The sequence below is a fragment of the Eubacterium barkeri genome, from assembly GCF_900107125.1.
In the GTDB taxonomy this organism is placed as follows: Bacteria; Bacillota; Clostridia; order Eubacteriales; family Eubacteriaceae; genus Eubacterium_O; species Eubacterium_O barkeri.
Window position 1 is genome coordinate 22,126 of the sequence record NZ_FNOU01000023.1, and the last position, 25,636, is coordinate 47,761.

Sequence of the window (25,636 nt, forward strand, 5' to 3'; positions counted from 1 at the left end):
AGGAAGAGATGAAAGGTTTTAAAAATCAGTTGCTTCTATTGTTCGTTGTATTGTGTAGCCTTTGCTTACTGCCCATTAGCGTATTGGCAGAAGAATCGGCAAAAAATACGCCGAATGAAGAAAGGGTTTATCGGTCAATCATCAATAAATACTATCAAGGTGTTTCTGAGGGCTGGACTGCAAAGCAGTATATTGATGAAGGTTTAAATGAAGAATGTCAATATGTTAAAAAATTATCCGATATTGGGTATTATCTCTCAGATATTGATAACAACGGCATTGATGAATTGATGATCGTCCCAATGAGTGGCGGTGTCTCTAGCACTTCATGGAATTTATATGACGTATACACCCTTGATTCTAACAATAATGCCACCCTAGTACTTCGTAGTCAGGCCCGTGATCGATACAATCTTTGTAACGATAATAAAATTGCGAATGAAGGATCTAGTGGTGCTTCTTTGTCAAGCTGGCATTTCTACAATTACAAGGATTCCCAGTTAAGTCACATTGAATGCGTATTATATGATGCTTGGACTAATCCCAATCAACCTTGGTTCTATAGCAATACCGCAGAAATAGAATCTGGAAAAGATGGTTCTCCCATTTCTGAAGAGAAGGCAAAGTCTATCATTGCATCCTATCCACATCAGAATATCCCTGCTACCCCATTATCGGAATATAGCTCCACACCCGATGTCCATATCAACATTAACACAACCGATAAAATCGACTGTAATCGGAGTGACGGGGTCTTTACGCTGGATAGTGTGCCCTTGAAAATTGAAGTTACCAATTTAGCAATCACTGAAATTCCAACGGTAGCCAAAAATGTAAAGATGTCATTATCTGTTGATACTGGGTTGAGCTTTGATAAAGAAGGGAACCAGCACGAAACATCCTATTCCTTGAGCGACCTTAACGCACTTGCAAAAGAAACAAAGGATCTGACCCTTTATACCAATACGCTGGCCCAGGGAAACCGGCCGGATAAACTTGCGATTAAGGTATCCGTGTCAGGAGATAATTTTGATACTGTAACCACAGAGAAGGCCATTGCGGTTTCTTATTCTGAGCAAAGTACTTTTGTTATGGGACAAGATAATTTAAGCTGGAATAATAATGAAAATGCCCCACACGATATGGGGATGTTCATAATTAATCCATCGACCAATAAGACTTTCTTCAATACGTTGGTAGAGGGACAATCAAACGTTGTAAAAAATAACGTTTTAAAATCAATGACTGGAAAAATGAATGGTAGCTGTTATGGTATGGTTGTTGCCGAAGCAATTAATAAGTATGGTCGAATTAATTTAGAGAATTATCAAGCAAATATTGTTAACCTCAATGAATTATTAAATTATAAAGTAAGTGCAGGACAAGAAAGCATAGGAAATCCCATGTCCGCATCACTAATCAATTATTATTACTTAATGCAAAATTTGCCCGATCACAAAAATTATCAGGCTCAAGATTCTCAAATGCTTATTCAATCCGAAACGTCATTTGCAGATAGACTCATTGCCGCAGGGCAGACGGCGCATGATAAGGGAAAACCGAGTATGTTGGAATACAAATATGTGCCAGACTATTTTATATCCATTGAACACCCTTTAAGCAGTGATAAATGGAGTGAGTATTTTAAAAACAATCCAACAAAATCCTTTAGTCAGCATGCGATTCTGATTTTTGACATGAATAAAAATAAAGACGGCGCTTATGAAATAAAAATATGCGACCCTAACGAAAATAACAAAGAAAAAACTTTAACAATTTCTGCAGATCGAAGAGAGATTCAACTTCAAACAGCTAGTCTATTCACTCTCACTTATTCTACAAAAGCGGATGTGTTAGAACAGCAATGGAAAGACACAACATTTTTACCTGTAACCATAACCAGCAATTTAAGTGACCTTGACCTTATCAATATCGATGGTCGTGATAACAACACTACATTGACTACTTATCCGGAAGGACAAACACAAATTGAAACGACAGGAGCGCTCTCTTTTACAGCAGCATTAACAGATGGTACTTCATATCAAACCTTTGAGGCTGGCCCTTTAAGTGTAGCAAAAGCAATCCCTACCGAATCTGGAAATCTATGCTATCAACTCGACAATACAGATACCATCATCATCAGCCCTCAAAATGCCGTAGAAAGCTTCACTGCTGCAGTAACAGCCAGCGATGCCTCTGGAAGTATTGACGGTAAGAATCTCTCAAACATCACCTTTGATCCAAAGGGGAAGGTAGTTTTAACGGGTAATCAGGCACAGTATACGCTAGGCTTGACCTTAAATGACAATCTTATCAATAATAATTCTACTTTCTATACAACCACAGTAAGTGGAAACAACGCAAACATCGTTTCTCTAGAAAACTCCGACAATGGCGTCTTACTCAATGGTGATAGTTTGAAGGATATTACAATCAAAGGCAACAACAATACCATAGAAAAAAATCTAAATTTATCAACAGATTCGGAGAACGTGCTAATTAGTGAAAAGAACGGAGAATTATTAGCTTCCATTGATAAGGACGGTGACGGCGAATATGAAACCATCATTGCCACCTCAGCAGTTGAAGTTACTGGCATTTCACTCGATCAAACCAGTCTTTCGATGAAAAAAGGCGATAGTGCAACATTGACCGCAACCATCACTCCTGAAAATGCAACGCATAAAGAAATGTGTTGGGCCAGTTCAGATGAAACAGTAGCAACGGTTACCGGTGGAAAGGTTTCAGCTCTAAAAGAAGGTAGAGCATCCATTACTGTTACAACAAAAGATGGAAATCATGCTGCAACCTGTGCTGTTACCGTAGCCAAAACACCTTCAGCCACTCCAACAACAGACAAAACCAGTGAAGGGACTATTGCTAAGACGGATGAGGCAAATACTAATGCAGATACAGGTCTAAGCACAAACCACGCAAGATTACAAGAAGCACTCGGATTAGCGCTTATTTCCAGTATTCTCCTTATATTCTGTGGGCTTTATCGCAGAAATCATAAGGAAAGATAATCATTATACAGTCAATTATAAAAAAGTAAGGAATGAAAAACAAAACAACGATAAGAATTCTTTTAACCGGTTTGCTATTGACCGTGATGATACTAGGGATGACAGGATGCCAAACTACTAACCCTTTCGTTGGAGCATGGGCCATGTATTCTATTGCAAAAGGAGACAGTATTGTTGAGGATGGTTATCATTTGATAGGATTTTGGAATTTCAATCAAATTGGGAATCTAACATCTTTCTCAATAGATGATTCCCGTTTTATAGAATACAATGATGATTGGTATTTGTCTCTAGATGAGGTTTTTGAAAGAAAAGATTCCCTATCCAAAGAATTTGAAGGATCCAAGAAATATATTTCAAATACATGTAAATATACCGTGGATGAAGAAAACAATGTTTTAAGTTTGATTACTAAAGCATCAGATACTCAATATGGTGAGGATTGGCCAATTGATCAAGTTTATCCGACAACCGATACTACTGAATCAACTAGTGAATATAAATATGGTATTTCCAAAGGGAGTAATAGCTCTGAGGATACTATTACGCTCCAATTTATTCGACTTTACAATGATGAGACTATGGTTGAGCATACAATTGAAGATGATGTAGTGCTTGTCCGCATCGATGACCTTCCGGCCTTTAATTAGTATCAAAATAGAAAGTGAGATGCTTCAAAATGAAAAAGAAATTAATGCTTGGCTTAACCCTAATGAGTTTATTCGTAATGATATTAGGCCTAACTGGATGTCCGTTGACTAATAACCCTTTCGTTGGAGCATGGGCTGAATATACTATTGAAAAAGGACTTGAACCCCGTGAAAATACATATTTTTTACAAGGTTTTAAATCTTTCAATTCAAACGGCACTCTCACAACATATGATATATATAATGATTTTTACGATTATGACTTGCTTTATTTTGATGTTCTTGGTACAAAAGATGATTTAATAGATGAGTATAAAGATGCCAAAAATTACTGTGCCATCTCCGCGAAATATTCACTTGATCCTAAAAATAGTATTTTAACCCTTGATTCAAACGATGCAGCAATTAAATATGGGGACGATGTTCCACTAGACAAACGCAATCTCAAACCTGATGGTATATACAAAGTAAAGTATACATTGTCTCAAGGCTCCGATTCTTCGAAGGATACAATAACGCTTCAATTTACAGAAATACCTGAGGCAGTGACGACAATACTGTACCGAATTGATTCACTCCCAGCTTTTAAATAAAATGTTGAATTAGCAAAAATTTAAATAAGGAGATTTCAAAATGAAAAAGAAAATATTAATTGGCTTAACCCTAATGAGTTTATTCGTAATGATATTTAGCCTAACTGGATGTCAGTCGGCTAATAACCCACTTGTGGGAACATGGGCAGCATATCGCTATGATGATGATAATCAATTCTATTATTTTACCGGATTTGTCTCTTATAAAAGTAACGGCACTGCACAGGATTATTATGTCGACGGTGAGGGTTATGGCGGTTGGTCTTATAACCTCCGCGATAAAAAAGATACTGTTGTCAGTGCCTTCCAAGGAACATCGGCATATTATACATATGAATTCAAATATTCAGTTGATGAAAAAAATCGTATCCTCAAAAATGACTTCTCAAAGTCGACCGTAAAATATGGAGACGATTATCCTGAAAACTCTCGTGATGTAACCTTTGTAAAATCAGCAGAGCTTGAATATAGCGTTTCCGAGGGAGCAGAAAAAACAGACGATGTTGTTACTATGAAATTAATTAAGCAAGATGATGAAGATGTAAGTGACGAAGATGTTACTCATATATTCCTAAGAATCGACTCCCTCCCCACCTTTGAGTAAAATAATGGAGATTACTCAATGAAAAAAAATATTCTGAGCAAGTGGTCCTTCTACCTCTTGTTATTCCTCCTTATCCCTCTTTGTACCGCATGTGGATTAAAGAATACTCCCGCTCACAAGCAAGACTACAAACTCATCGAAGGCACGAATTTTTCCAATGGCTTAGCCTGGATAAAAGGGGCCGATAAAGAGGGTGACCTCTTTATCGGTGCCATTGATCCCCAAGGCCAGCTTGTTTTTAAGGTGGAGGATGCGGACACCGATGTTGAATTCACCCTCCACGAAGATGGGGAAACACCAAATACTCATCAGTTTTCCAAATTCAACAGCTGCTCAGCCGTGATGCTTCTCGATGACGGTAGGCATGTCATTATTAATCATGAGGGGAAGATTCTAAACACCTTAGATAAGAATATCGATATTGTCCCCGGTGGTGACTATTATTTAGCCAAACAGGCTCCCAGTGGCTATGCCTACGATATTGCCAAGGTCGGCGTTCTCGACAAAGACGGCCAGTGGATTACACCCCTTCACGATATCACCGAGGATGAAAAAGGGTTTTGGAATACCTGCGGAGATTTCCTCACTCGAGAAGAAACTGTAAAAACAAAAATCGGGACAGTAAAATACCTCGGGGATAGCTATTTTGTTTCTAAACAATCGAAAAACACCGATACATTCTATTCTCTTTTTTATAATGTTCAAACGAATCATTACTTTAAGATTACAATGCCCACCAATGTAGAGAAACAAACAATCTCGAACCTCTATTACTATGATAATCAGTTCTTGGTGGTATCCAGTGAATTTATTAACCTCAACGACCATCGACATCATTATTATCTTTACAATACCGATGGTTCTTACAATAAAGAACTGGACTTTGGTACGGCGAATACCGATTCAGAGCTTCTCACAGACGCAACCTGTGTCTTCGATTCCTCTAAGGGAATCATCTATACCCTTTTTCCCCGGAAGTCCGGAGAACTGGGTAGCCGTGGCTTCATTGGAGATACGTCCGGTAATCTTTTGTTTGATTTTAAGGATTTAGGCAACGTCAAAATCGAGCGCCTTAAGCTTGCGAATGAAGGGTATATTGCCGTGGGTATTGAAGGAATCGATGGCTATTATACAACCCTTATGAAATCGGATGGTACCTACTGCTTTGAACCCCGGAAAACCTATGCGTCCGATAAAATACTAACCATCTGTACGGAGGATTACGCCAATAATACCATTGTCATTCAAAGTGATTATGATACCTTTCAGTTAACCGATTTAGAAGGTACTGTAAAAAAGGAACTGACCTTTGATGATGAAACCTTCTCCCATCGCTTTGCCGATGGCCTCTGTCTCCTTGGCGGTTCCATGGAGTATATCAATACTGAGGGTGATATTATTGTAGAGCACAATCCCTTTGCGGAATCTGAAAAATGATTATTCTCATTTCCGGTAGTACCGTCGCCATTATTATGGAAGTCATCCTTTTGATGCTACTTCCTGTAGAAGCCGTCCATACCGTGGTTAATGTTGTCCGTTTTATTCTGATAATTAGCACTGTTTTATCCTGCGTGTTCACTTTAGGGAATATTTTGGATGATTATCCCGAGGATTACACTATTAGCAAAATCTTTCGGGGACTATTATGTATCCTGATAACAATAATGGCAGCGATTGTAGTGTATGCCATTCTTTCTGATTTGGCAACAGTTGAAACACCATTATGGATTGTTATCCAATCCATAATGAGTGTTGGCTTTATTATACCTATTTCTGTACCAGCCCTTTTCCTTATTATTGACTTACAGGATTATAGTTTAAAAGAAGAGTGTTTTAGCACAATATTGCGTTTTATTGCAAGTGGTATTTATATTTACTTAATGTATCGTTTCTTTGGTTTTCATTACATTGCTGTTTTTAAACCCATATTACAATTCTTACATCTTCAGTAATAATGATTGGAGCGTGCTATGATTCTTGTTATTCCATTTGAGGTCGTTTTTTTCCTTTTTATGATACTCATGGTTTTTATGATTCCCCCCAGCATCATTCATACGGTTGTCTCGGTGGCCCAAATTATTATTATCATATTCTATATCATTGCAATTATCACTTCAATTTATGCAATTTATGACGATGATTATCACAATCCTGCCAGTAAATTTTTCCGAACGTTATTATGTACCATCATCCTGATTTTACTGGGCGTAATGAACCACGGAATTCTCTCGGACCTCAACTATAATACAACGGATTTCTGGCTAATCTTAAAAACATTTTCCGCTGGAATCACCATGCTTTTCTTTGGCTTTATTGGTGGCTGGATTGTACTTGAACTGAGTAGCGGAGATTATTCCTTTGAAGAGAGTACAACAGAAGCAGTCCTTTATCTTTTGATTATCTTCGGAAGCATTGTTTTTATTGTCTTTACTTTTGGAACTTTTAAACAAGATTATATGGAAGTCTGGAACTGGACGCTACAAAAAATAGGTTCACTATTCAACTTCATTTTCTAATGGTATTCTGCCATTTCTTACCCTGGCAGTAGCTGAATCAATACCGCCGTGTCGCATGCCTTGATATAAATTTATCCTTACTGCGGCGTTGGCATAGTCTAACGATTTAATCAACCCTAAAAAAGCTTCCTGCTGTGCATTCTCCTTAAAATGGGGATTACACACCGGAAGCTTTTTATTTTTATCTTTTTATTTCAGCTTAAGCCCTGTGGCCTTGGCTACGGCCCATACATTGGTATGGACGTAGCGCTCCCGCCAGCCAATTTTTTCCACCACTTCTTCCACAAACACCTGGGTGTGGACCGACTCTGCACCCTGTCCTCTAGCCGCTTTCAGGCTGCGCACTTCCACTTCCCGAGAGACCCAGGTCACTGCCGCATCTTTGTTGGTAAAACTTTTACACTGCCCGACCACATGGGCCACGTAGCCGTCGTTGACCTCATCGGGCCGAACCATGGCCTCCACCCGTTCCTCCACAGCAGCACAGGCGGCGCCCACGGCATTGGCCACCTCATAATGCTCTGGAATCACCACCCGGTCCCCAGCTTCTGCCAGCTTACCATACCAGGTCCCTGCCGGAGCGCCGATGGCGATGATGGGGAAAGCCGCCAACAGATCCTCCGACCGGTCCACCGGCCCCTGCATCCGGGCCACATACCCCACCTCCGGCTCCGCATCCTCCGGTTCATGGTGGCGGTACTGAGCCAGTACCTCCCCTTGGATCGTCTCCAGAATGACATCTTGTGCTGCGGCCAGGTAATCTGCCATGGACTGGCCGCAGGCCTGGGCCTGGACCTCCGCCGCCGTCCTGGCATCATCAGGGGACCATTTGACGTACTCTCCGGTCAGGTGCAGGATATCCGTCGGAGTCAATCCGTCCCCACCACCCCGGCAGGCCGGCAGGATGCGTCGTCCTGTCAACCTGGGCCCCCCGTCCTCACCAATGATCTGGGTGTCGCCCCCCAGGCCGAAGGTATTAATCTGCACCGAATTCACCTGGGTCTGCCAGCTGCCCACATGGGCTCCGATGGGAGACAATGCCAGGGTATTTCCCCGGACGATGCCGCTGTCCGTGGTGGTCCCCCCCATATCGATCACAACACCGTCTGAGGTATTGGCCAAAGCCAGTGCCCCAATGACACTGGCCGCCGGACCGGAAAGGATGGATTCAATGGGTTTTTCCCGGATGAAATCCAAACTGGCCAGATTGCCGTCTCCCTTTACCATGAAGATGGGTGACCGGATGCTCAGTACAGCCAGAGATTGCTCCACTGCCTGGATAAAGCCCTCAATAATGGGAATTAAACTGGCATTGAGCACCGTGGTCACCGTTCGGTCATGGAAACCCAGCTTGCTGGAAAGGGTGTGGCTGCACACCACGGGTACCCCGCAGCGTTTTTCGACCTCCGCCTTCACCGCCAGCTCCTGCACGGCATTCCGCACACTCATCATTCCAGCAACAGCCACGGCTTCCACTCGTCCTGTAAGCCTGTCACAGGCCGTGGCAACCTCATCGGGATTCAAAGGAATAACCTCCTTGCCCTTGACGTTGATCCGTCCTTCGATGCGCACCATCTCACCCTGGGGCAGCCCACCCCTGGGGGGCTCCCCGATGATAATCAGCCCCGCTGGCCGCCCTTCCCCCTCAACAATGGCATTGGTGGCCAGGGTGGTGGACAATACCACCTTGGTGATATCCGCTGGATCTGCAATGCCCAAAGCCCCAACACTCTGGCTGATGCCAAGGGATAAATCCTGCCGGGTCGTGGGGGCTTTCGCTTTGGCTAAGACGGTATTGGTTTCCTGTTTAAATAAAACGGCGTCGGTATAGGTTCCGCCGGTATCGATTCCTAGTACAATGCTCATGGTTCATCCTTTATTAAATGTATTATCTTTAGCATAGCACAACTCCAATTATTCCACAAGAAACGGGACAGTAGCCATATCCCATACTGTCCCGTCGCCTTCGTTTATTCAAATCACAGGAGGCAGAGCCCACTTAGTTCGTCCTGCGTCCCCTATAAACCCCTGTGATGACAACCGATAAACCAATGAAAAGTATGGCATAATAACCACTGTGCACACCCCAAACACCAGTTTTAGGATTATTGCTGCCCGAAACATCCGGCACCTCCGCCCCCTGTGTAATAATCGCATCGGGCTCAAATGCCTCCAATTGATCCTCTGCTAGTCCAATTCCGATATACGCATTGGCCCGGCTGGCGGGTTCATTGGACATATAATGATAATAGTAAATGGTGGTTTGCTCCACACCGCCACTATTATCAACCGTTGGTGTGTTGATGCGATCCGCTCTGAACAAGCCACCATTCCAAAATTCCAGGGGATTGGCCCGGGTGGGTTTTACCACATAACGCCAATTGCCATCAGCACCTTCTGGAGGGGTCAGCTTTCCCTCGCCTTCAGAAAAGAAAATGGTGTATAAGTCAACCTTCCCGCCATAATCATCATAGACCTGTTTAAGCCATTGATTATCAACCAGGTTTCCACTATTTTGATAAGCAACAAAGGGATGCCAAAAATCTGCTCCGGGTTCTATCACTAAGGAACGGACCTTCGTCCCTACCATTTTGCCAATAATACCCTTCAGCCTTGATTCTGACTTGCCATGGTAAGCCCACATCCGAATTGAATCACTTCCCTGACCACTAGATTCAATGGGCACCACCTGCTGGGTTGCCGTGGTGTGGATTAGCTTTTCATTTCCCGGATATTGGTAGTAGCGCACATTATCCGGCCTGGGTACAACCTGGTTATCCTTAACCAGCTTCTGGACCTTTACAACCTGCTCATCCACCAATTTTAAACGATTCTTCAGCAGACTGCTGTCAACCGGCTGGGTCGGATGAGTCGTGTTCCATTCGTCAATGGCCTGGATTCGGGCGATGAGGGATAATCGGTCCACCGAAATGACGGATAAATATTTCCCAATGGCATAATTTTGGAAGCTTGCCCAATCCTCATAGGATTGGTTCTCCCAATGGTATTTATATTTCATGAGCTGATGATACATCCCAAATAAATCCGATGATCCGGATCCAAAGAGGACCTGCATATTCTCCGTCATGTAAGAGCCATAGGTATAAGCATCCTCATCATACTTACAAATCGACCCACTGGGTGCTCCCGTTGGCGAAACACCAGTAATGGAATAAACCAATGTTGCTTCGCGACTTGCTTTTGCCGCTTCTGCGGTGATTGTCCCGTCTTCGTATTGTTGGTCGATGTCCCGCAGGGTCCCATAATAATTTTTAAAATCGCCATTCCATTCCGTTTTCATAAACTCATTGAGGTTCTTAATGATATCGCTTTTTACCACCTTTTCGTCGATCATGGCAATTTTCCGAGCCAATTCATCCTGATTCTTGATGATGATGTCCAGCTTTGCCACGACTGCGGCATTGGGGTCGTCATCACTGATTCCCATGGCTGCCGCCAATAGTTTTTTTGCACCCCACTGAGCAAATTTCTCCGGATCCAATCCGACATCAATTAATTCTGCAGCATATTTATAAATGGTCTGGTCATCAATGGAACTGCCGCCATCTTCATCCGGAACTGAATCGAAAAAGTTTTGTGCAGCCACCGACATCTCTTCTTGCTCCATCGCCACAGTTTCACTTCCCGGTAAGGAAGCCTGGACAGGTATTCCGTTAAATAACATAACCAACAAACAAAGGCCACAAACCCAATTGGCTTTCCTGAGCTTTTTCATACCACCCTCCTTAAATAATACCACAAAATCCAATCGCAATCTTTTACATTATATTATCACATTACGATATGATGTCAACGCCAAACGGTACATTCCCCAATCCCTTGATTAAGATTCGAATCTCTTTCATTGATTTTCAAAATTTTCATGATTTACAAAAAATACAAAAACCTTGACAGTGGTCAGACCAATTAATATAATACTGGTAATTGGTCAGACCAATTAATCCCCATGCTGAATCCATCGGTCTGACAATCCCTGTGTTTAGAGTGTTCAGAGGAGGAACAGATTATGAGTATTACCTACAATCCGGTAACGCCGGAAATTATTGCAGCCATCCAGGCGGCCGCTCCCGGCCATGTCCTGGTGGGCGATGCCATCAACGAAGATTTCTGCCATGATGAAATGTCCATCTACGGCAAGGCTATGCCGGATGTGGTGGTGGAAGCCACCACGACGGAAGAAGTGGCCGCAGTCATGACGATTTGTAATGAAAATAAAATTCCCGTTACCCCCAGTGGTGCCCGTACGGCGTTAACCGGTGGTCCCGTGAGTCTGCTTGGCGGGGTCATGATTTCCACCACCAAGATGAATAAAATTTTAGGCTACGATCAGGAAAACTTCGTGGTGCGCATCCAGCCGGGTGTACTCCTCAACGATCTGGCCGAGGACTGCATTAAGCAGGGCCTGATGTATCCCCCGGATCCCGGTGAAAAATTTGCCACCGTGGGCGGCAATGTCTCCACCAATGCCGGTGGAATGCGTGCCGTCAAATACGGCACCACCAGAGATTACGTCCGGGCCATGACGGTGGTGCTCCCCACTGGCGAAGTGGTCACCGAAGGGGCCACCGTCTCCAAGACCAGCTCGGGCTTCAGCCTGCTGAATCTGATGATTGGCTCCGAAGGGACCCTGGGCATCATCACAGAGCTGACCTTGAAGGTCATCCCCCAGCCCAAGGCCACCATCAGCATGATCATCCCCTACGAAACCCTGGAAGAAGCCATTGCCACGGTACCGAAGTTCTTTTTAAACCATCTCTCACCCCAGGCTCTGGAATTCATGGAACGGGATGTGGTGGATGACACCGAAAAATTCCTGGGCAAGCAGGTTTATCCCAAGCAGATGGAAGGGATGGAAATCGGCGCTTATGTCCTGGCCACCTTCGACGGCAGCGATGAGGATGAACTCATGGATATTGTGGAAGCTGCCTCTGAAATCGTGCTGGAAGCTGGCGCCATCGATGTGCTGGTGGCGGATACACCCCAGCTCATGCGGGATGCCTGGGCGGTGCGCAGTGCCTTGCTGGAAGCCATTGAAGCCAATACCACCCTTCTGGATGAATGTGACGTGGTGGTCCCGGTCAATAAGATTCCGGAATTTTTAACCTATGCCAAGTCCCTACAGGATGAACACGGCTTTACCATCAAAAGCTTCGGTCACGCCGGTGATGGCAATCTCCACGTATACACCTGCAGCAATGACATGGAGGAAGGGAAGTTCAAGGAAGAAGCCGCGAAGTTTATGAAACAGGTCTATGCCAAGGCCACTGAAATGGGCGGCTTGATTTCCGGCGAACACGGCATCGGCTCGGGTAAGATGGAATACTTATCTGATTTTGTAGGGCCGGTGAATATGCGGCTCATGCGCGGGATCAAGGAAGTGTTCGACCCCAACATGATTTTAAACCCCGGTAAAGTATGCTACGCCATTGAAGCGTAGTTCAACTAAAACTTTTTTCTTTAGGAGGAACACAAACATGGCATATCTCATCTCAGATGAAGCAAAGGATTTATTACAGGACGTTAAAGAATTCTGCGAAAATGAAGTCAAGGAACAATGTAAGGAATACGACCGCAGTGGGGAATGGCCCAAAGAAATTTATGACAAGGCCATTGAAATGCAGCTTCACAGCTTAGAAATCCCCGAAGAATACGGCGGACCGGGGCTTTCCCGGGTAGATATTGCTGCCTTAATGGAAGAAATGGCCAAGGCGGATGCGGGTTTTGCCACCACCATCTCGGCCAGTGGCCTGGGAACCAAGCCGGTACTCATTGCCGGGACGGAAGAACAGAAGAAAAAGGTTTGTCAGATCATCGTCGATGGTGGCTTTGGGGCCTTTGCTCTGACAGAACCGGGTGCGGGCTCTGATCCTGCTGCCGGCACCACCACTGCCGTTAAGGACGGTGACGACTACGTCTTAAATGGCCGCAAATGCTTCATCACCAATGGAGGCATCGCCGATTTCTACTGTGTTACCGCACTCACTGATAAGTCAGCCGGTGTCAAGGGGATGTCCATGTTCCTCATCGAAAAGGGAACCCCCGGTCTGTCCACTGGGAACGAAGAAGATAAAATGGGAATTCGGACCTCGAACACCTGCGATGTGGTCATGGAAGACTGCCGCATCCCCGCTGCCAACCTCATTGGCGCAGAAGGCAAGGGCTTCGGCATCGCCATGAAGACCCTGGACCAGGCCCGGACCTGGATGGGCTGCGTCTCCACAGGTATTGCCCAGCGTGCCATGGAAGAAGCCATGGAATACTGTAAAGGGCGGGTTCAGTTTGGTAAGCCGGTTATCAAATTCCAAGCCATGCAATTCAAGATCGCCGATATGGCCATGAAGATTGAGGTTTCCCGCCAGATGGTAGCCCACTCCCTGACCCTTATGGATCTAGGGCTCCCCTTCGCCAAGGAATCGGCCATCGCCAAGTGCTACGCCTCTGACCGTGCCATGGAAGTGACCACCGAAGCGGTCCAGATGTTTGGCGGCTACGGCTACAGTCGGGAATACCCAGTTGAAAAGCTCATGCGGGATGCCAAAATCTTCCAGATTTTTGAAGGCTCCAACGAAATCCTGCACATCGTCACCGCCAATAACACCATTCCCCGCTAGATCAGGAGGACACCATGAACATACTCGTATGCATCAAGCAGGTCCCCGATGACTCCATCGAGGTGCACCTGGGTGCCGATGGCACCCCTGCCATCGCAGACATCACCAAGGTGGTTAACGCCTTCGATACCTATGCTTTGGAAATGGCCACCCGTTTAAAGGAAAATCTGGGGGATGATACCCAGATCACCGTCCTTTGCGTCGGTCCGGATGAAGCCAAAAACTCCCTGAAGAATTGCCTGGCTGTGGGTGGTGATTTCGCCACCCTGGCCTGGGATCCGGCCTTCGATGGCAGTGACTCCCTGGGCGTGGCCACCATCTTAAAAGATGCCATCGCCAGTCTGGAAGCCGAAAAAGGCGCCTTCGACCTGATCTTCACTGGTAAGGAAGCCACTGATGCGGCCCTGGGCCAAACTGGCATTATCCTGGCGGATCTCCTGGGAGACGGCGTTATTACCAACGTCATCGATATCCAGGTGGAGGATGGTAAAGCCACCGCCAAGCAAGAAACCGAAGAAGGCTACCGCACGGTGGTCAGTGCCACCCCCTGTGTGCTCACCGTATCAAAGCCCGAATACGAGCCCCGATACCCCACCATTAAAAACAAGATGGCCGCCCGGAAGAAACCCATTGATACCCTGGCCGCCGATCTCTTAGCCGACGCCGCCGATGTGGGCACCACTGGTGCCAAGGTCGTCACCCTTAAGGTTTACGAACCGCCGAAAAAGGCCGCTGGCGTCAAGGTCCAGGAAGAATCCGACGAGGATTCCGCCCTGAAGGCCATCGCCATGATGGTCGAAGCAAAGGTACTGGGATAGGAGGCCATTATGAATAAAACAGAAACCAAAAATATCTTAGTCTATGTCGAACTGGCTGATGGTGCTCCCGTCAAAGTCAGCGCTGAAGCCCTGGCGGCCGGAAGATCTTTAGCCACCGCCAAGGGCGAAGCCGTCATCGCCGTTCTTCTGGGCGAAGGGATTGGCGAAGCGGCTGCTGCTACCGCCACCCTGGGTGCGGATACCGTCATTGCAGTGGACGATCCCGCCTTCGGGACATTCAATCTGGATGCCACCGCGGATGCCTTAGGACAGATTATCGAAGCCCAAAAGCCAGACGCCGTCTTTATCGGTGGAACCCAGGATGGTAAGGATTTAGCCCCGAAGCTGGCGGCTCGGTTTAAAACCGGCTGTGCCTCGGATGTGATGGCTGCCGCCGTTGGCGAAGATGATTTCATCTTCACCACCCCCCTTTACGGCGGCACAGTCCTCACCGATGTATCCATCCCAGAGGCCCGTCCCCAAATTGCCACCATCCGCTCCGGTGCCTTTAAAAAGGTGGAGGAATCCACAGCGGGCACCATCCTTTCTGAAAGCATTACCGTGGCCGATGACGCCATTCGTGCCCAGATTACTGAATCGGTCAAGGAAATTGCCGAAGCCGTTAATCTGGAAGAGGCTGAGGTTATTGTGGCTGGCGGCCGGGGCATGGGCAGTGCCGAAAACTTCCAGATGGTAAAGGACCTGGCCGAGCTTCTCGGCGGTGTCGTCGGAGCAACTCGTCCAGCCATCGAAGACGGTTGGATTCCCAGAAACCATCAGGTGGGCCAATCCGGAAAAATTGTTGCCCCTAAGCTGTATATCGCCTGCGGCATTTCAGGCGCTACCCAGCATTTAAGCGGCATCACCGGGTCTGACTACATCGTGGCCATCAATAAGGATGAGGATGCCCCGATCTTTGAGGTTGCCAACGTCGGCATCGTCGGTAACGCTCTGAAGGTCCTGCCGGCTTTCATTGAAGAGGTGAAGAAAATCCAGGCTGGTGCCTGACCACCTTTAGTGACGGCCGGAATCACACTCCTATCCCCATAAGTTTCTTGGTTTTGCATCCATACTGTTCCTCAAACAAAAGGCAAAACCACAGCAGGACCCCCAGGATGATCCTGGGGGTCCTTTCTGTAAAGATACTGAATTTTTTCTTTCTATATTGAAATGATTCCAACTTGCCATTGACATTTCATGGCATTAGGGGGAAAATATTACTATCAAACCGTAATTTTTAAAGAAAGAGGAGAACAAATATGAGTTATCGTTGTACTATTTGTGGTTATGTTTATGAAGGAGAAAATCTACCGGGGGATTTTGTTTGCCCAAAATGTAAACAGCCCGCAGATAAATTTGAAAAGATTGACGCACCTGCAACTGAAAATAAATACGCTGGGACAAAAACCGAACAGAATCTCATGGCTGCTTTCGCCGGGGAATCCCAGGCCAGAAATAAATATACTTATTTCTCAGAAGTTGCTGCCCAGGAAGGCTACGAACAAATCGCCCAGCTTTTCTTAAAGACCGCTGGGAATGAACGGGAGCATGCCAAGCTATGGTTTACTGCTTTAGGTGAGCTGGGTAATACCGCGGCTAACCTGCTCCACGCCGCCGAGGGTGAAAACTACGAGTGGACGGATATGTACGATGGCTTTGCCAAGGATGCCGAAGAAGAGGGCTTCCCCGAGCTGGCCAAGCAGTTCCGGGAAGTGGCCGCCATTGAACGCCACCACGAAGAACGTTACCGTAAGCTACTGAACAACGTGGAAATGAAGGCTGTCTTTGAAAAGGCTGACGAAACCATGTGGGAATGCATAAATTGCGGCCACTTGGTCATGGGTAAGAAGGCGCCAGAAGTTTGCCCGGTGTGCTTTAAGGCCCAAAGCTATTTTGAAGTGCATACGGAAAATTATTAAAGCAAAAAGAAACCACAGCCTTAAAAAAGAAGAAAAGCCATGCGCCATCGGCTTTTCTTCTTTTTATTTTCGTATTTGGTCCTATAAAAATTCACCCGTCGCGACAATATCAATCCCTGTATTACAGATGTTTGAAATAATGGTATCGTAACATCTAACGCCTTTTTCCACCGTAACCTTCCTAATTTCTTCCATGCAATCCATCATTCTTTCTTTGGGAATGGGGCTTTGGGATCGAACAGGGAGCAGTGGCGTATGGGTACTGCTGGTTCTAACCGTCGATGTTAAAATTCGAACGGGGTGAGAAAACTCATTGGTGCCATACTCCAATCCTCGCTTACAGCCGTATCCCTGGATATCGTCAATGCGTTCACCTTCACCATCAACAGTGATCAGACACCCCATTGGGCAAACGGTACAAATAATCTTTTTTTTCATTTTCTTATGCCTCCTTCACAACATCAATGGTGAGTGGGCCATCCATGAGTTTTTCGGTATTAAATTTAATTTTCTCAATTTCTCCCGGATTAACCCGTTGTACTTTACGTTTTGCAATGACGGTCCCACCACTTTTTGCCTGAATGACGACATCTTTCTCTGGTGATAATACTCTGAAGAAAAGTTGGACTTCTTCATTTTCCTCGCTGCGTTTTATACTCTGGGGACACAGATATCGGACATTATTTCCTGGGCTGGTATTCATGGTGCCTATCCCTTCTGGCAAGGCTCCCATCGCGTATTGTGCTGCAAACTTTCCGGCTTTGGCACTTTCTTCTGTGACATTATCCACCAGATCATTGACATGGACGACATTTCCACAGGCAAAGATATTATCCTCGGTAGTCTGCATATATTGGTTCACCACCGGTCCTCCGGTAACTGATGATATTTCAATCCCTGCCTGTCCTGAAAGCTCGTTTTCCGGGATCAGCCCGACAGAAAGCAAAAGGGTATCACAAGGGATAATGGTCTCTGTTCCAGGAATCGGCTTCCGTTTTTCATCCACCCTGGCAATCTCAACACCTTCCACCCGACGGTATCCCTTTATTTCAGTAATGGTATGGCCTAGCATCAGTGGAATGCTAAAATCATCCAGGCATTGGACTTTGTTCCGGGTAAGACCCGCCAGATAGTCCATGATTTCGACCACAGCCAGAACCTCTGCCCCTTCCAGGGTCATCCGTCTGGCCATAATCATCCCGATATCACCAGACCCCAGGATGACGACCTTCTTCCCCACCATTTCATTTTCCCGGTTGACGAGGCGTTGGGCTGAGCCTGCGGTATAAATGCCTGCTGGACGTGTCCCAGGAATCATGATGCTTCCCCTGGTCCTCTCCCTGCAGCCCATCCCCAATACAATACTGGCCGCCTGAACGTTCATTAATCCATGGGTTTTATCAATACATATAATGCTTCCTTCCTGGGGATTCACCTCAAGAACCATGGAATTTAAAATTGGTTCTACCCCGAGATCCAGTGCTTCTTTTACAAAGCGTCCGGCATACTCCGGCCCCGTTAGCTCTTCTTTGAAATAATTGAGACCAAAGCCTGGATGAATACACTGTTGGAGGATCCCCCCCAGGGTTTCATCCCGTTCAATAATCACAACTTTCTTTGCCCCTTCTTTTTTAGCTGCAACCGCAGCCGATAGTCCGGCAGGACCACCGCCGATAACCGCTACATCACATTTCATATCTAACATTATTCGATGCCCTCCCCTATTTTACTTTCCGGGTGACCATATAGGAGCCATCCAGATTTTTATTAATCTCCTCGGTGGGTACGCCCAGCTCCCGAGCGAGAATTTCAAGGACCTTTGGTCCGCAGAAACCACCCTGGCAGCGTCCCATTCCCGCACGGACACGGCGTTTGACACCGTCCATTGTACGGGCCCCTAGTGGACGATGAATGGCCTCCAGGATTTCACCCTCAGTAATGGTTTCGCAGCGACAGACAATATTGCCATACAGTGGGTTCTCCTTAATGATGGCTTCCTGTTCTTCCCGACTCATCTCATGGAAGCAGGGGATTCCCTTCCGCTCTGAAATAAAATGCTCCTTCAGGGTCAAGTCCCAACCAATGGCTTTAACCTGCTCCGCCACATATTTTGCAATAGAAACCGATAGTGTGAGCCCTGTGGAGCGTACCCCAGAAAGATTGACGTATCCCCCTAAATCATCGTATGTATCCACATGGAGACCCTCTGGATTTCGATTGGGACGAAGACCGCTGTATTCAGTAATGGCATCCCGCACATTTACGCCAGGAATCATTTTCTTGACATCGGCCAGTATACTATCAAGGCCTTCGGTGGTTACCCCTGTGTTTTCTTTATCATCCAAATCCTCTGCGGTTGGTCCGACTAACATATTCCCATGAATCGTGGGTGTCATCAATTTTCCCTTGGTGACCTTTGTGGGAATGGGAAGTACGATATTCTTCACCTGGCAGGACGTCTTTTTATCCAGAATATAGAACTGACCCCGTCTGGGGACAACCTTATAATCTGCCTTTCCCACCATAGCGGCGATATCATCACAATGAAGGGCTGCCGCATTAATGACACAGTCTGCTTTAATGGTCTCCTTTGTGGTAACGACTCCCTGAACTTTACCGTCCGCCGTTAAAATATCCGTCACCTCTGTTTCCAGCAGGAATGTTGTACCATTGGCATGGGCATTTTCGGCTAAAGCCTGGACAAAAACAAAGGGATCAATGAGGCTTTCCCTGGGAATAAACAATCCGCCCTTAACCTCAGGGTTCAGATTTGGTTCCTTCTTCAGAATTTCTTCCCTGGATAAATATTCCACATCGTACACATGGTTTTTAAAGGCCTTCTCTTTAATGGCCGGCAGCTGCTCGAACTGCTCTGCCGTAATGGCTGGTAAAATCGCGCCGATACGATGGAATGGAATATCCAAATCCCTGGTCAGTTGATCGTACATGGGATTTGCGGCGACCACCAGCTGGGATTCTAAGGTTCCCGGCTTTGCATCATATCCGGTGTGGATAATGGCACTATTGGACTTAGAGGCATCCCCTCCAACGTCATCCCGTTTATCGACAACAATAACTGCAACATCGTATTTTGACAATTCCCGTGCGATGGCACAACCAACGGCTCCCGCCCCGATAATGATAATATCTGTTTCCTGCATTTCTTCCTCCATTAATTTTTAATTTTCATCCCAATCTTTTGCCCGTTCCACAGCTTTATGCCAATGGTGGAGCAAACGTTCCCGTGTGGCATCGTCCATATTCGGCTCATACCGTTTGTATAGCTTCCAATTAGAGGATAAATCCTCCAGACTTTCATAATCCCCAATGCCATAGGCTGCCAGATAAGCTGCACCCAATGCCGTTGTTTCTGTTATGACAGGAACATCAACAGGAATTCCCAGGATATCAGCCTGAAACTGCATCAAAAACGCATTGGCCACTGCGCCTCCATCCACTCGCATAACCTCTATAGGAATGCCAGAATCCCGTTCCATGACATCCAGATTATCCTTTACCTGATATGCTTCACTTTCCAGCGTCGCCCGAACAAGCTGCTCCCTTGTCGTTCCTCCTGTAATACCAATAATAGTCCCTCTGGCGTATTGATCCCAATGGGGGGCCGCCAGACCTGCAAAAGCCGGTACAAAATAAACGCCCCCCGTATCCTCAACGGCCTTCGCCATGGCTTCTGTTTCCGCGGCATCTGCAATAATTTTCAACTTGTCCCGAAGCCACTGAACCGCTGCTCCCGCAATATAAATACCACCATCCAGCGCAAAGGTCATCTGATGATCATCCAGACCCCATCCCACCGTCGTTAACAACCCATTTTGGGAATAAACGGGACTACTTCCGGTATTCATGAGCATAAAAGCTCCAGTACCATAGGTTGTTTTAACCATTCCAGGGGTAAAACAGGCTTGTCCAAAAAGTGCCGCCTGCTGATCCACCGTCGAACCGGATATTTTAACCCGTCCTCCAAAGAAATCCAGGGGATCCGTTTCCCCATAAATCTGGGCGCTATCACAAATTTCCGGGAGAATATCCTTTGGAATCCCCAAGATTTCTAAGATTTCGTCGTCCCACTGACCAGTATGTATATTGAAGAGCATGGTTCTGGACGCAGTGGACTGATCGGTGACAAACACCCGCCCATGGGTCAGTTTCCAGATCATCCAGGAATCCAGGGTTCCTGCATTAATCCGATGCCGCTCGATATCTTTTTGAACCCCTGGTACATTATCAATAATCCACTTTATTTTGGTCGCACTGAAATAAGCATCGACGACTAATCCTGTCTTTTCGCGGATCATATCTCCATAACCTGCTTTAATTTCATCTGCATCCCGGGCTGTTCGGCGATCTTGCCATACAATGGCACGATATACAGGCTTACCAGTGACATTATCCCACAGCACCACGGTTTCTCCCTGATTATCCAGACCCATACATTTGATGTCATCCATGGTAATCCCGGCGTCCCCTAGCCCCATCTCCACAGACTCTCTGAGTCGATCCCAAATCTCCATCGCATCATGCTCTACCCATCCAGGCTGGGGATAGTATTGGGTATGTTCTTTATAACCACGTCCTACTTGATTCCATTCTTCATCCAGCAACAAAGCTGTCGTCCCTGTGGTTCCCTGATCAATCCCTAAATAATATTTTTTACTCATCACACACCATCTCTTTCATACGGATCATTTCGCTCTCAGCATCTTCATCACTCATGTTTTTACTAAAGGCAATGGCCAGGGCGATGGCCAATATTCCAGCAGCAATCTTCCCGATGACCACAGGGGTAATCATTGTCGGCTCAACCCCCGCAGTAAAGCCTAAATGATCTCCCAAAGCGGCTGTCGCTGGCACTAACCATGCTGTATTAACGATTTTCCCCTTAGGGTTCATATCTTTCATCATTTTATAAACCGGAACTGAGTTAGCCAGAGTAAAAACAAGGCCTGCTGCACTGGTCGCATCCATTCCTATTTTCCCGCCTAAAAAATTCAGGGGCTTGTCCAGAATCCGAGTTAAAATCGCTAAAACCGGGAAAGTCCCCAGAAGGACGATACCAATGCCTGCAATGGCCTGCATCCCATCCATAATGGGCGCCATCCCCGGAATAATAACAACCCCAGTGATATACTCAAAAGCGGCACATGCCAAGCCAATATAGATAATAATCGTGATGATTTTTCCAAAAACCATACATCCACTGGTCATTTTTTTAGGGATGAATTTTAATCCAACAACCAACAAAACCGAAAGAATAATAACCGGGATCGTATTTCTCAGAACCATCATAAAGTCAAATCCTGCAATAATACCACCTATAATACTGCCAACAGGAATGGTAATAAGGCCAATGAGTAACCCCTTACAGAAATAAGGCTGATCCTTCTTTTCAATGAGACTAAGCCCCACTGGAATCGAAAAAACCAAGGTACACCCCAACATTGATGCGACGATATTCCCTGATAATAATCCCGCTTCTTTATTCTGGGCCAAGGCCGTCGCCAGGGAATAACCGCCCATATCGTTTGCCAGAATAGAGGCAAACATAGCAGGATCGGCTCCCATTGCTTCAAACACCGGAATAATGGCCGGCCCCAATACCTTTGCAATAATGGGGGCGAGACAGACAATCCCTACCATTCCCAAAGCTAAAGGCCCCATGGCATTAAAGCCTTCATCAAATTTCTCACCCAGGCCAAAATGATTTCCTGTTATCTTGTCAATGGCACCCACCAATAAGCCGATTGCCATAATCCATAATATTACCTTATCAAAAGACATTTTCTGTTCTCCTTTATCTCCTGTAGAAAATGTATATTCAGTTGTATTTATCGATTGTGCAGCCCCCCGGCTAATCCTCAATCAATGGGTTCAATCCGAAAGACAACTGGCCGAAATCCATCCGTGCAGCTGGCAATCTGAGATTGCTTATCCAAGGTCCCGATACATTCCATATTATTGCGAACGAAAATAATATCTTTAAAAATGTCCGCCCAGGCCCATGTACAAAACCCCTCCGGTACCGTTCTGCCATCGGTGATGTATTCGTCACCTTCTTCAAATTTTCCACAGATGCCAATGGCATCCTTTCCCGCAAATTGATTCACCACATCTGACAGCAACAGTTTTTTTAGAACCGTAATCCTTACTTTTTCTGACATGATTTCCTCCTCTTCAGTGTCGCAGGCCCGCAACTGATTCACAACGTTCTTCGTTGATGTCGTCAGGATATCAGGTTGGATTGTGTGTGTCAACGCACCCATTGCCCTAAAAACCGCCCTTTTTTTGTGTGTTTGTGTGCAATCGCAATATAATCGCACAAATAAAAAAGCCGCCTCTCAGACGACTTTTCTTCCAATAAGAGGGACGACTCCTTTCTCTTTCAATTGATTCACCATTTTCACCGGTGTGCAATCATCCGTTACGATATAATCAAAGTCGGAAACCTCGCAAATTTTGTTTAAGGCTGTTACTCCAAACTTACTATAATCCGCCAGCCCAATGAGCATCTGGCCACTATGGATAAAATACTTTCTCAAGTTAGCCTCCTCCATATGGTAATCACTGACACCCTTTTCTCCATCAATTCCCCCGATTCCCAGGAACACCTTGTCCACGTTAAAACGACTGATCATCTCCTCAGCCCAGCAGCCAGAACTGGAAAGCTCTCCTTGTCGAACCTCTCCGCCGACAATCAGGGTCCGAATATCCGCACTTTTTTTCAACTCAACAACAATGGGAATCGAATTGGTTAAAACCGTTAGATTCTTAAAGGTATAAAGGTGCTTCGCAAACTCCAAGGTCGTCGTTCCGACATCAATGATGATGGTATCCCCATCCTCCACCAGAGCAGTGGCGGCCAAGGCAATCTTCTTCTTTTCTTCAAAATTTTTAATGCCACGCCCACCATATTCTGGTTCAATCCCGTGAAGCCGCTTTAGAATTGCACCGCCATAAACTCGGCTCAGGTACCCTTCTTCTTCCAAAAATTCCAAATCCCTACGGATAGTCTCCATCGAAACTTTAAACATTTGCTTAAGGTCTTTTGCCTTGATCATTCGATGCTCCTTAAGAAGCTTTAGAATAATCTCCTGTCTTTTGTTTTTCATTTCCTTTCTCCCCTGTGGTATTTTTTCCATTGTACACGTCCTATCCAACCTAATTTTTACCCTTAATTTTATTAATTCTTAAAGCGACTAAATTGAATCAAGAAATTCGTTGTATCCTCCATGTCTTTTTCCATATTTTTTTCATTATTGCATTTATCCTCTGCTCTTGCCTTAAAGAATCCGCGATTTTCTTTTCATTCTTTTTTTATCCCTTGCCGTTGCATATTCCAGTCATCAAATTTCTCCGCTGGATGACTATGAATCACCTTTGTTGGTAAAGATTAAGAAAATCCGAATATAATGATGTCACATTGATGGATGCCAGTATAGGCTTCCAGATAAAGGAGGTTTCCCATGATTAAAAATAAATGGTACGCGATCCTGTCCTCCAAAGAGGTTAAACAGGGGAAGTTAACGGGAGTCAAACGCCTGGGTGAGCAACTCGTTTTTTTCCGAAATACCCAAGGTGACATTCAGTGTATCGCCGACAAGTGCTGCCACCGCGGGGCCTCCATCGCCGCTGGCTGGCATTGTGGAGATACAGTTGCCTGCCCCTTCCACGGCATCGAATACGATGGGATGGGCCGGGTCACTAAAATTCCGGCCAATGGTAAAAACGCCCCGGTCCCGGATTACTACCAGGTCTCGGCTTATCCTGTTCAGGAGGCCCATGACCTCATTTGGGTGTGGTATGGCCAGGGTGAGCCCACTACCTGGGATCTTCCTTTCTTTAAAGAGCTGGATGGAATGACCTTTTCCGAAATCCGGGACCCCTGGAATACCCATTATTCCCGGTGCATCGAAAACCAACTGGACGCCGTGCACGTGCCCTTTGTCCATCATAATACCATTGGTCGGGGGAACAAAACCCTGGTGGATGGCCCGAAGGTCATCTACGACGACGATACCCTCACCTTTTATGTCCATAACGCGGTAGACGACGGCCGGACGATCCCCCTGCGCCCCGATGCTGAGGTGGATTATAAAAAATGGTTCTCCCTGCAATTTCGATATCCCAATATCTGGCAAAACCGAATTTCTCCCATGATGCGGGTTTTTGCCGCCTTTGCCCCCATCGATGAAGAACATACCATGGTCTATATTCGCTATTATCAGCGCTTTGTCCGAGCACCCCTTCTCCACAAGGCCGTGGACCTCAGCGGAAAGCTCTTCAGCAAAATTGTACTCAATCAGGATCGCCGGGTGGTGGAAACCCAACGTCCTTTAAAATCAGAGTACGTTATGGATGAGCATCTCATTCCCGGGGATTCCCCGATTATTGAATACCGTCGGATTCGAGAGGCGTTAAAACAGGGCTCCCCTCCCTCCAAATAAAGACGAACGCCAAAAGGGACAGCATCCCCCATGGGCATGACCGTCCCTTTGTATTACACTTGATTATTCCGATTCTATAATAAATGTTGGGGAGAGGACCACCTCAGCATTTATTATTTTTGAAAAAAATGAGCATGAGTGGTTCATATCCGTTAGAATAAAGCGACCAGACCATATTCAAGGAGGAACCATCATGCTCAATAAAGATTATACCAATGAATTACTCGGATTGGAAGGGGTAGAAGTAACGAAAATCGATAGAAAAGAGGCGGCCATTCACATCCATCTACAAATGGAGAAGAAACCCCATATCTGTCCGTCCTGTCATACCCAGACCACCTGTATCCATGATTATCGGACGCAAAAGGTGTTAGACGGCGCAATCCGTCATCAGGCGATGGTGCTGTTGATCC

General features: G+C 45.9%; 22 protein-coding genes and 1 pseudogene. 14 read left to right on the forward strand and 9 right to left on the reverse strand.

Annotated elements, in window-relative coordinates:
• Positions 1-8 precede the first annotated feature (8 nt).
• Genes BLU30_RS14370 through BLU30_RS11815 form a run of 7 tightly spaced genes read left to right on the forward strand, consistent with a single transcriptional unit; the run spans position 9 to position 7,392 of the window.
• Positions 9-3,029 carry an Ig-like domain-containing protein gene (locus BLU30_RS14370; protein ID WP_207648009.1) on the forward strand — a complete coding sequence of 1,007 codons (3,021 nt, stop codon included), beginning with the start codon at positions 9-11 and terminating at the stop codon, positions 3,027-3,029.
• A gap of 32 nt (positions 3,030-3,061) precedes the next feature.
• A complete protein-coding gene (locus tag BLU30_RS11790) occupies positions 3,062-3,679 on the forward strand; it encodes a hypothetical protein (RefSeq protein ID WP_143024239.1) in 618 nt (205 codons plus the stop codon).
• A 29-nt stretch (positions 3,680-3,708) separates the two neighbouring features.
• Positions 3,709-4,272 (forward strand): hypothetical protein, encoded by a 564-nt coding sequence (locus BLU30_RS11795; RefSeq protein ID WP_090246637.1) that lies wholly within the window; start codon positions 3,709-3,711, stop codon positions 4,270-4,272.
• Positions 4,273-4,312: 40 nt separating this feature from the next.
• Positions 4,313-4,876 carry a hypothetical protein gene (locus BLU30_RS11800; RefSeq protein ID WP_090246639.1) on the forward strand — a complete coding sequence of 188 codons (564 nt, stop codon included), beginning with the start codon at positions 4,313-4,315 and terminating at the stop codon, positions 4,874-4,876.
• A gap of 18 nt (positions 4,877-4,894) precedes the next feature.
• Complete coding sequence (locus tag BLU30_RS11805; protein WP_090246640.1) at positions 4,895-6,313, forward strand: hypothetical protein; 1,419 nt, start codon at positions 4,895-4,897, stop codon at positions 6,311-6,313.
• Positions 6,310-6,828: a hypothetical protein gene (locus tag BLU30_RS11810; RefSeq protein WP_090246642.1), complete on the forward strand. Its 519-nt coding sequence runs from the start codon at positions 6,310-6,312 to the stop codon at positions 6,826-6,828. The genes BLU30_RS11805 and BLU30_RS11810 overlap by 4 nt, the downstream gene beginning before the upstream one ends.
• Before the next feature lie 18 nt (positions 6,829-6,846).
• Positions 6,847-7,392 (forward strand): hypothetical protein, encoded by a 546-nt coding sequence (locus BLU30_RS11815; RefSeq protein WP_090246643.1) that lies wholly within the window; start codon positions 6,847-6,849, stop codon positions 7,390-7,392.
• Positions 7,393-7,581: 189 nt separating this feature from the next.
• On the opposite strand, the gene BLU30_RS11820 is transcribed toward BLU30_RS11815, so the two are convergent.
• Complete coding sequence (locus BLU30_RS11820; protein ID WP_090246644.1) at positions 7,582-9,258, reverse strand: hydantoinase/oxoprolinase family protein; 1,677 nt, start codon at positions 9,256-9,258, stop codon at positions 7,582-7,584.
• Between the two features lie 133 nt (positions 9,259-9,391).
• The gene (locus BLU30_RS11825) at positions 9,392-11,128 is read right to left on the reverse strand and encodes a hypothetical protein (protein ID WP_090246646.1); all 1,737 of its coding nucleotides are present in this window, start codon (positions 11,126-11,128) and stop codon (positions 9,392-9,394) included.
• A 291-nt stretch (positions 11,129-11,419) separates the two neighbouring features.
• Here BLU30_RS11825 and BLU30_RS11830 point away from each other — a divergent pair, with 291 nt between their 5' ends.
• The 5 genes and pseudogenes from BLU30_RS11830 to rbr all read left to right on the forward strand — a co-directional run.
• The gene (locus tag BLU30_RS11830) at positions 11,420-12,850 is read left to right on the forward strand and encodes an FAD-binding oxidoreductase (protein WP_090246647.1); all 1,431 of its coding nucleotides are present in this window, start codon (positions 11,420-11,422) and stop codon (positions 12,848-12,850) included.
• 37 nt (positions 12,851-12,887) lie between these two features.
• Positions 12,888-14,024: an acyl-CoA dehydrogenase family protein gene (locus BLU30_RS11835; RefSeq protein ID WP_090246649.1), complete on the forward strand. Its 1,137-nt coding sequence runs from the start codon at positions 12,888-12,890 to the stop codon at positions 14,022-14,024.
• Between the two features lie 14 nt (positions 14,025-14,038).
• Positions 14,039-14,842, forward strand: a complete 804-nt coding sequence (locus BLU30_RS11840) for an electron transfer flavoprotein subunit beta/FixA family protein (RefSeq protein WP_090246651.1) — start codon at positions 14,039-14,041, stop codon at positions 14,840-14,842.
• A 9-nt stretch (positions 14,843-14,851) separates the two neighbouring features.
• Positions 14,852-15,850 carry an electron transfer flavoprotein subunit alpha/FixB family protein gene (locus BLU30_RS11845; RefSeq protein WP_090246652.1) on the forward strand — a complete coding sequence of 333 codons (999 nt, stop codon included), beginning with the start codon at positions 14,852-14,854 and terminating at the stop codon, positions 15,848-15,850.
• Between the two features lie 263 nt (positions 15,851-16,113).
• Positions 16,114-16,761 (forward strand): annotated as a pseudogene (gene rbr / locus BLU30_RS11850) (rubrerythrin); the annotation flags it as partial.
• A gap of 81 nt (positions 16,762-16,842) precedes the next feature.
• Here the strand turns inward: rbr and BLU30_RS11855 are convergent.
• From BLU30_RS11855 to BLU30_RS11885, 7 genes are all read right to left on the reverse strand, one after another.
• Positions 16,843-17,199: a DUF1667 domain-containing protein gene (locus BLU30_RS11855; protein ID WP_090246655.1), complete on the reverse strand. Its 357-nt coding sequence runs from the start codon at positions 17,197-17,199 to the stop codon at positions 16,843-16,845.
• A 4-nt stretch (positions 17,200-17,203) separates the two neighbouring features.
• A complete protein-coding gene (locus tag BLU30_RS11860; protein WP_090246657.1) occupies positions 17,204-18,466 on the reverse strand; it encodes an NAD(P)/FAD-dependent oxidoreductase in 1,263 nt (420 codons plus the stop codon).
• A 16-nt stretch (positions 18,467-18,482) separates the two neighbouring features.
• Positions 18,483-19,922, reverse strand: a complete 1,440-nt coding sequence (locus tag BLU30_RS11865; protein WP_090246659.1) for an NAD(P)/FAD-dependent oxidoreductase — start codon at positions 19,920-19,922, stop codon at positions 18,483-18,485.
• An 18-nt stretch (positions 19,923-19,940) separates the two neighbouring features.
• Positions 19,941-21,440, reverse strand: coding sequence for a glycerol kinase GlpK (gene glpK, locus BLU30_RS11870; RefSeq protein WP_090246660.1), 1,500 nt, complete (start codon positions 21,438-21,440; stop codon positions 19,941-19,943).
• Positions 21,433-22,560, reverse strand: coding sequence for an ethanolamine utilization protein EutH (locus BLU30_RS11875; RefSeq protein ID WP_090246662.1), 1,128 nt, complete (start codon positions 22,558-22,560; stop codon positions 21,433-21,435). Before BLU30_RS11875 ends, glpK begins: the two co-directional genes overlap by 8 nt.
• 77 nt (positions 22,561-22,637) lie before the next feature.
• Positions 22,638-22,940 (reverse strand): TIGR04076 family protein, encoded by a 303-nt coding sequence (locus tag BLU30_RS11880; RefSeq protein WP_176770927.1) that lies wholly within the window; start codon positions 22,938-22,940, stop codon positions 22,638-22,640.
• Between the two features lie 177 nt (positions 22,941-23,117).
• A complete protein-coding gene (locus tag BLU30_RS11885) occupies positions 23,118-23,888 on the reverse strand; it encodes a DeoR/GlpR family DNA-binding transcription regulator (RefSeq protein ID WP_176770928.1) in 771 nt (256 codons plus the stop codon).
• Positions 23,889-24,242: 354 nt separating this feature from the next.
• Between BLU30_RS11885 and BLU30_RS11890 the strand changes: the two genes are divergently transcribed.
• Both BLU30_RS11890 and BLU30_RS11895 read left to right on the forward strand, forming a co-directional pair.
• Positions 24,243-25,223, forward strand: a complete 981-nt coding sequence (locus tag BLU30_RS11890; RefSeq protein WP_090246666.1) for an aromatic ring-hydroxylating oxygenase subunit alpha — start codon at positions 24,243-24,245, stop codon at positions 25,221-25,223.
• A gap of 193 nt (positions 25,224-25,416) precedes the next feature.
• Positions 25,417-25,636, forward strand: a 220-nt coding sequence (locus tag BLU30_RS11895) for a transposase family protein (protein WP_176770929.1), incomplete at its 3' end; no start/stop codon positions are given.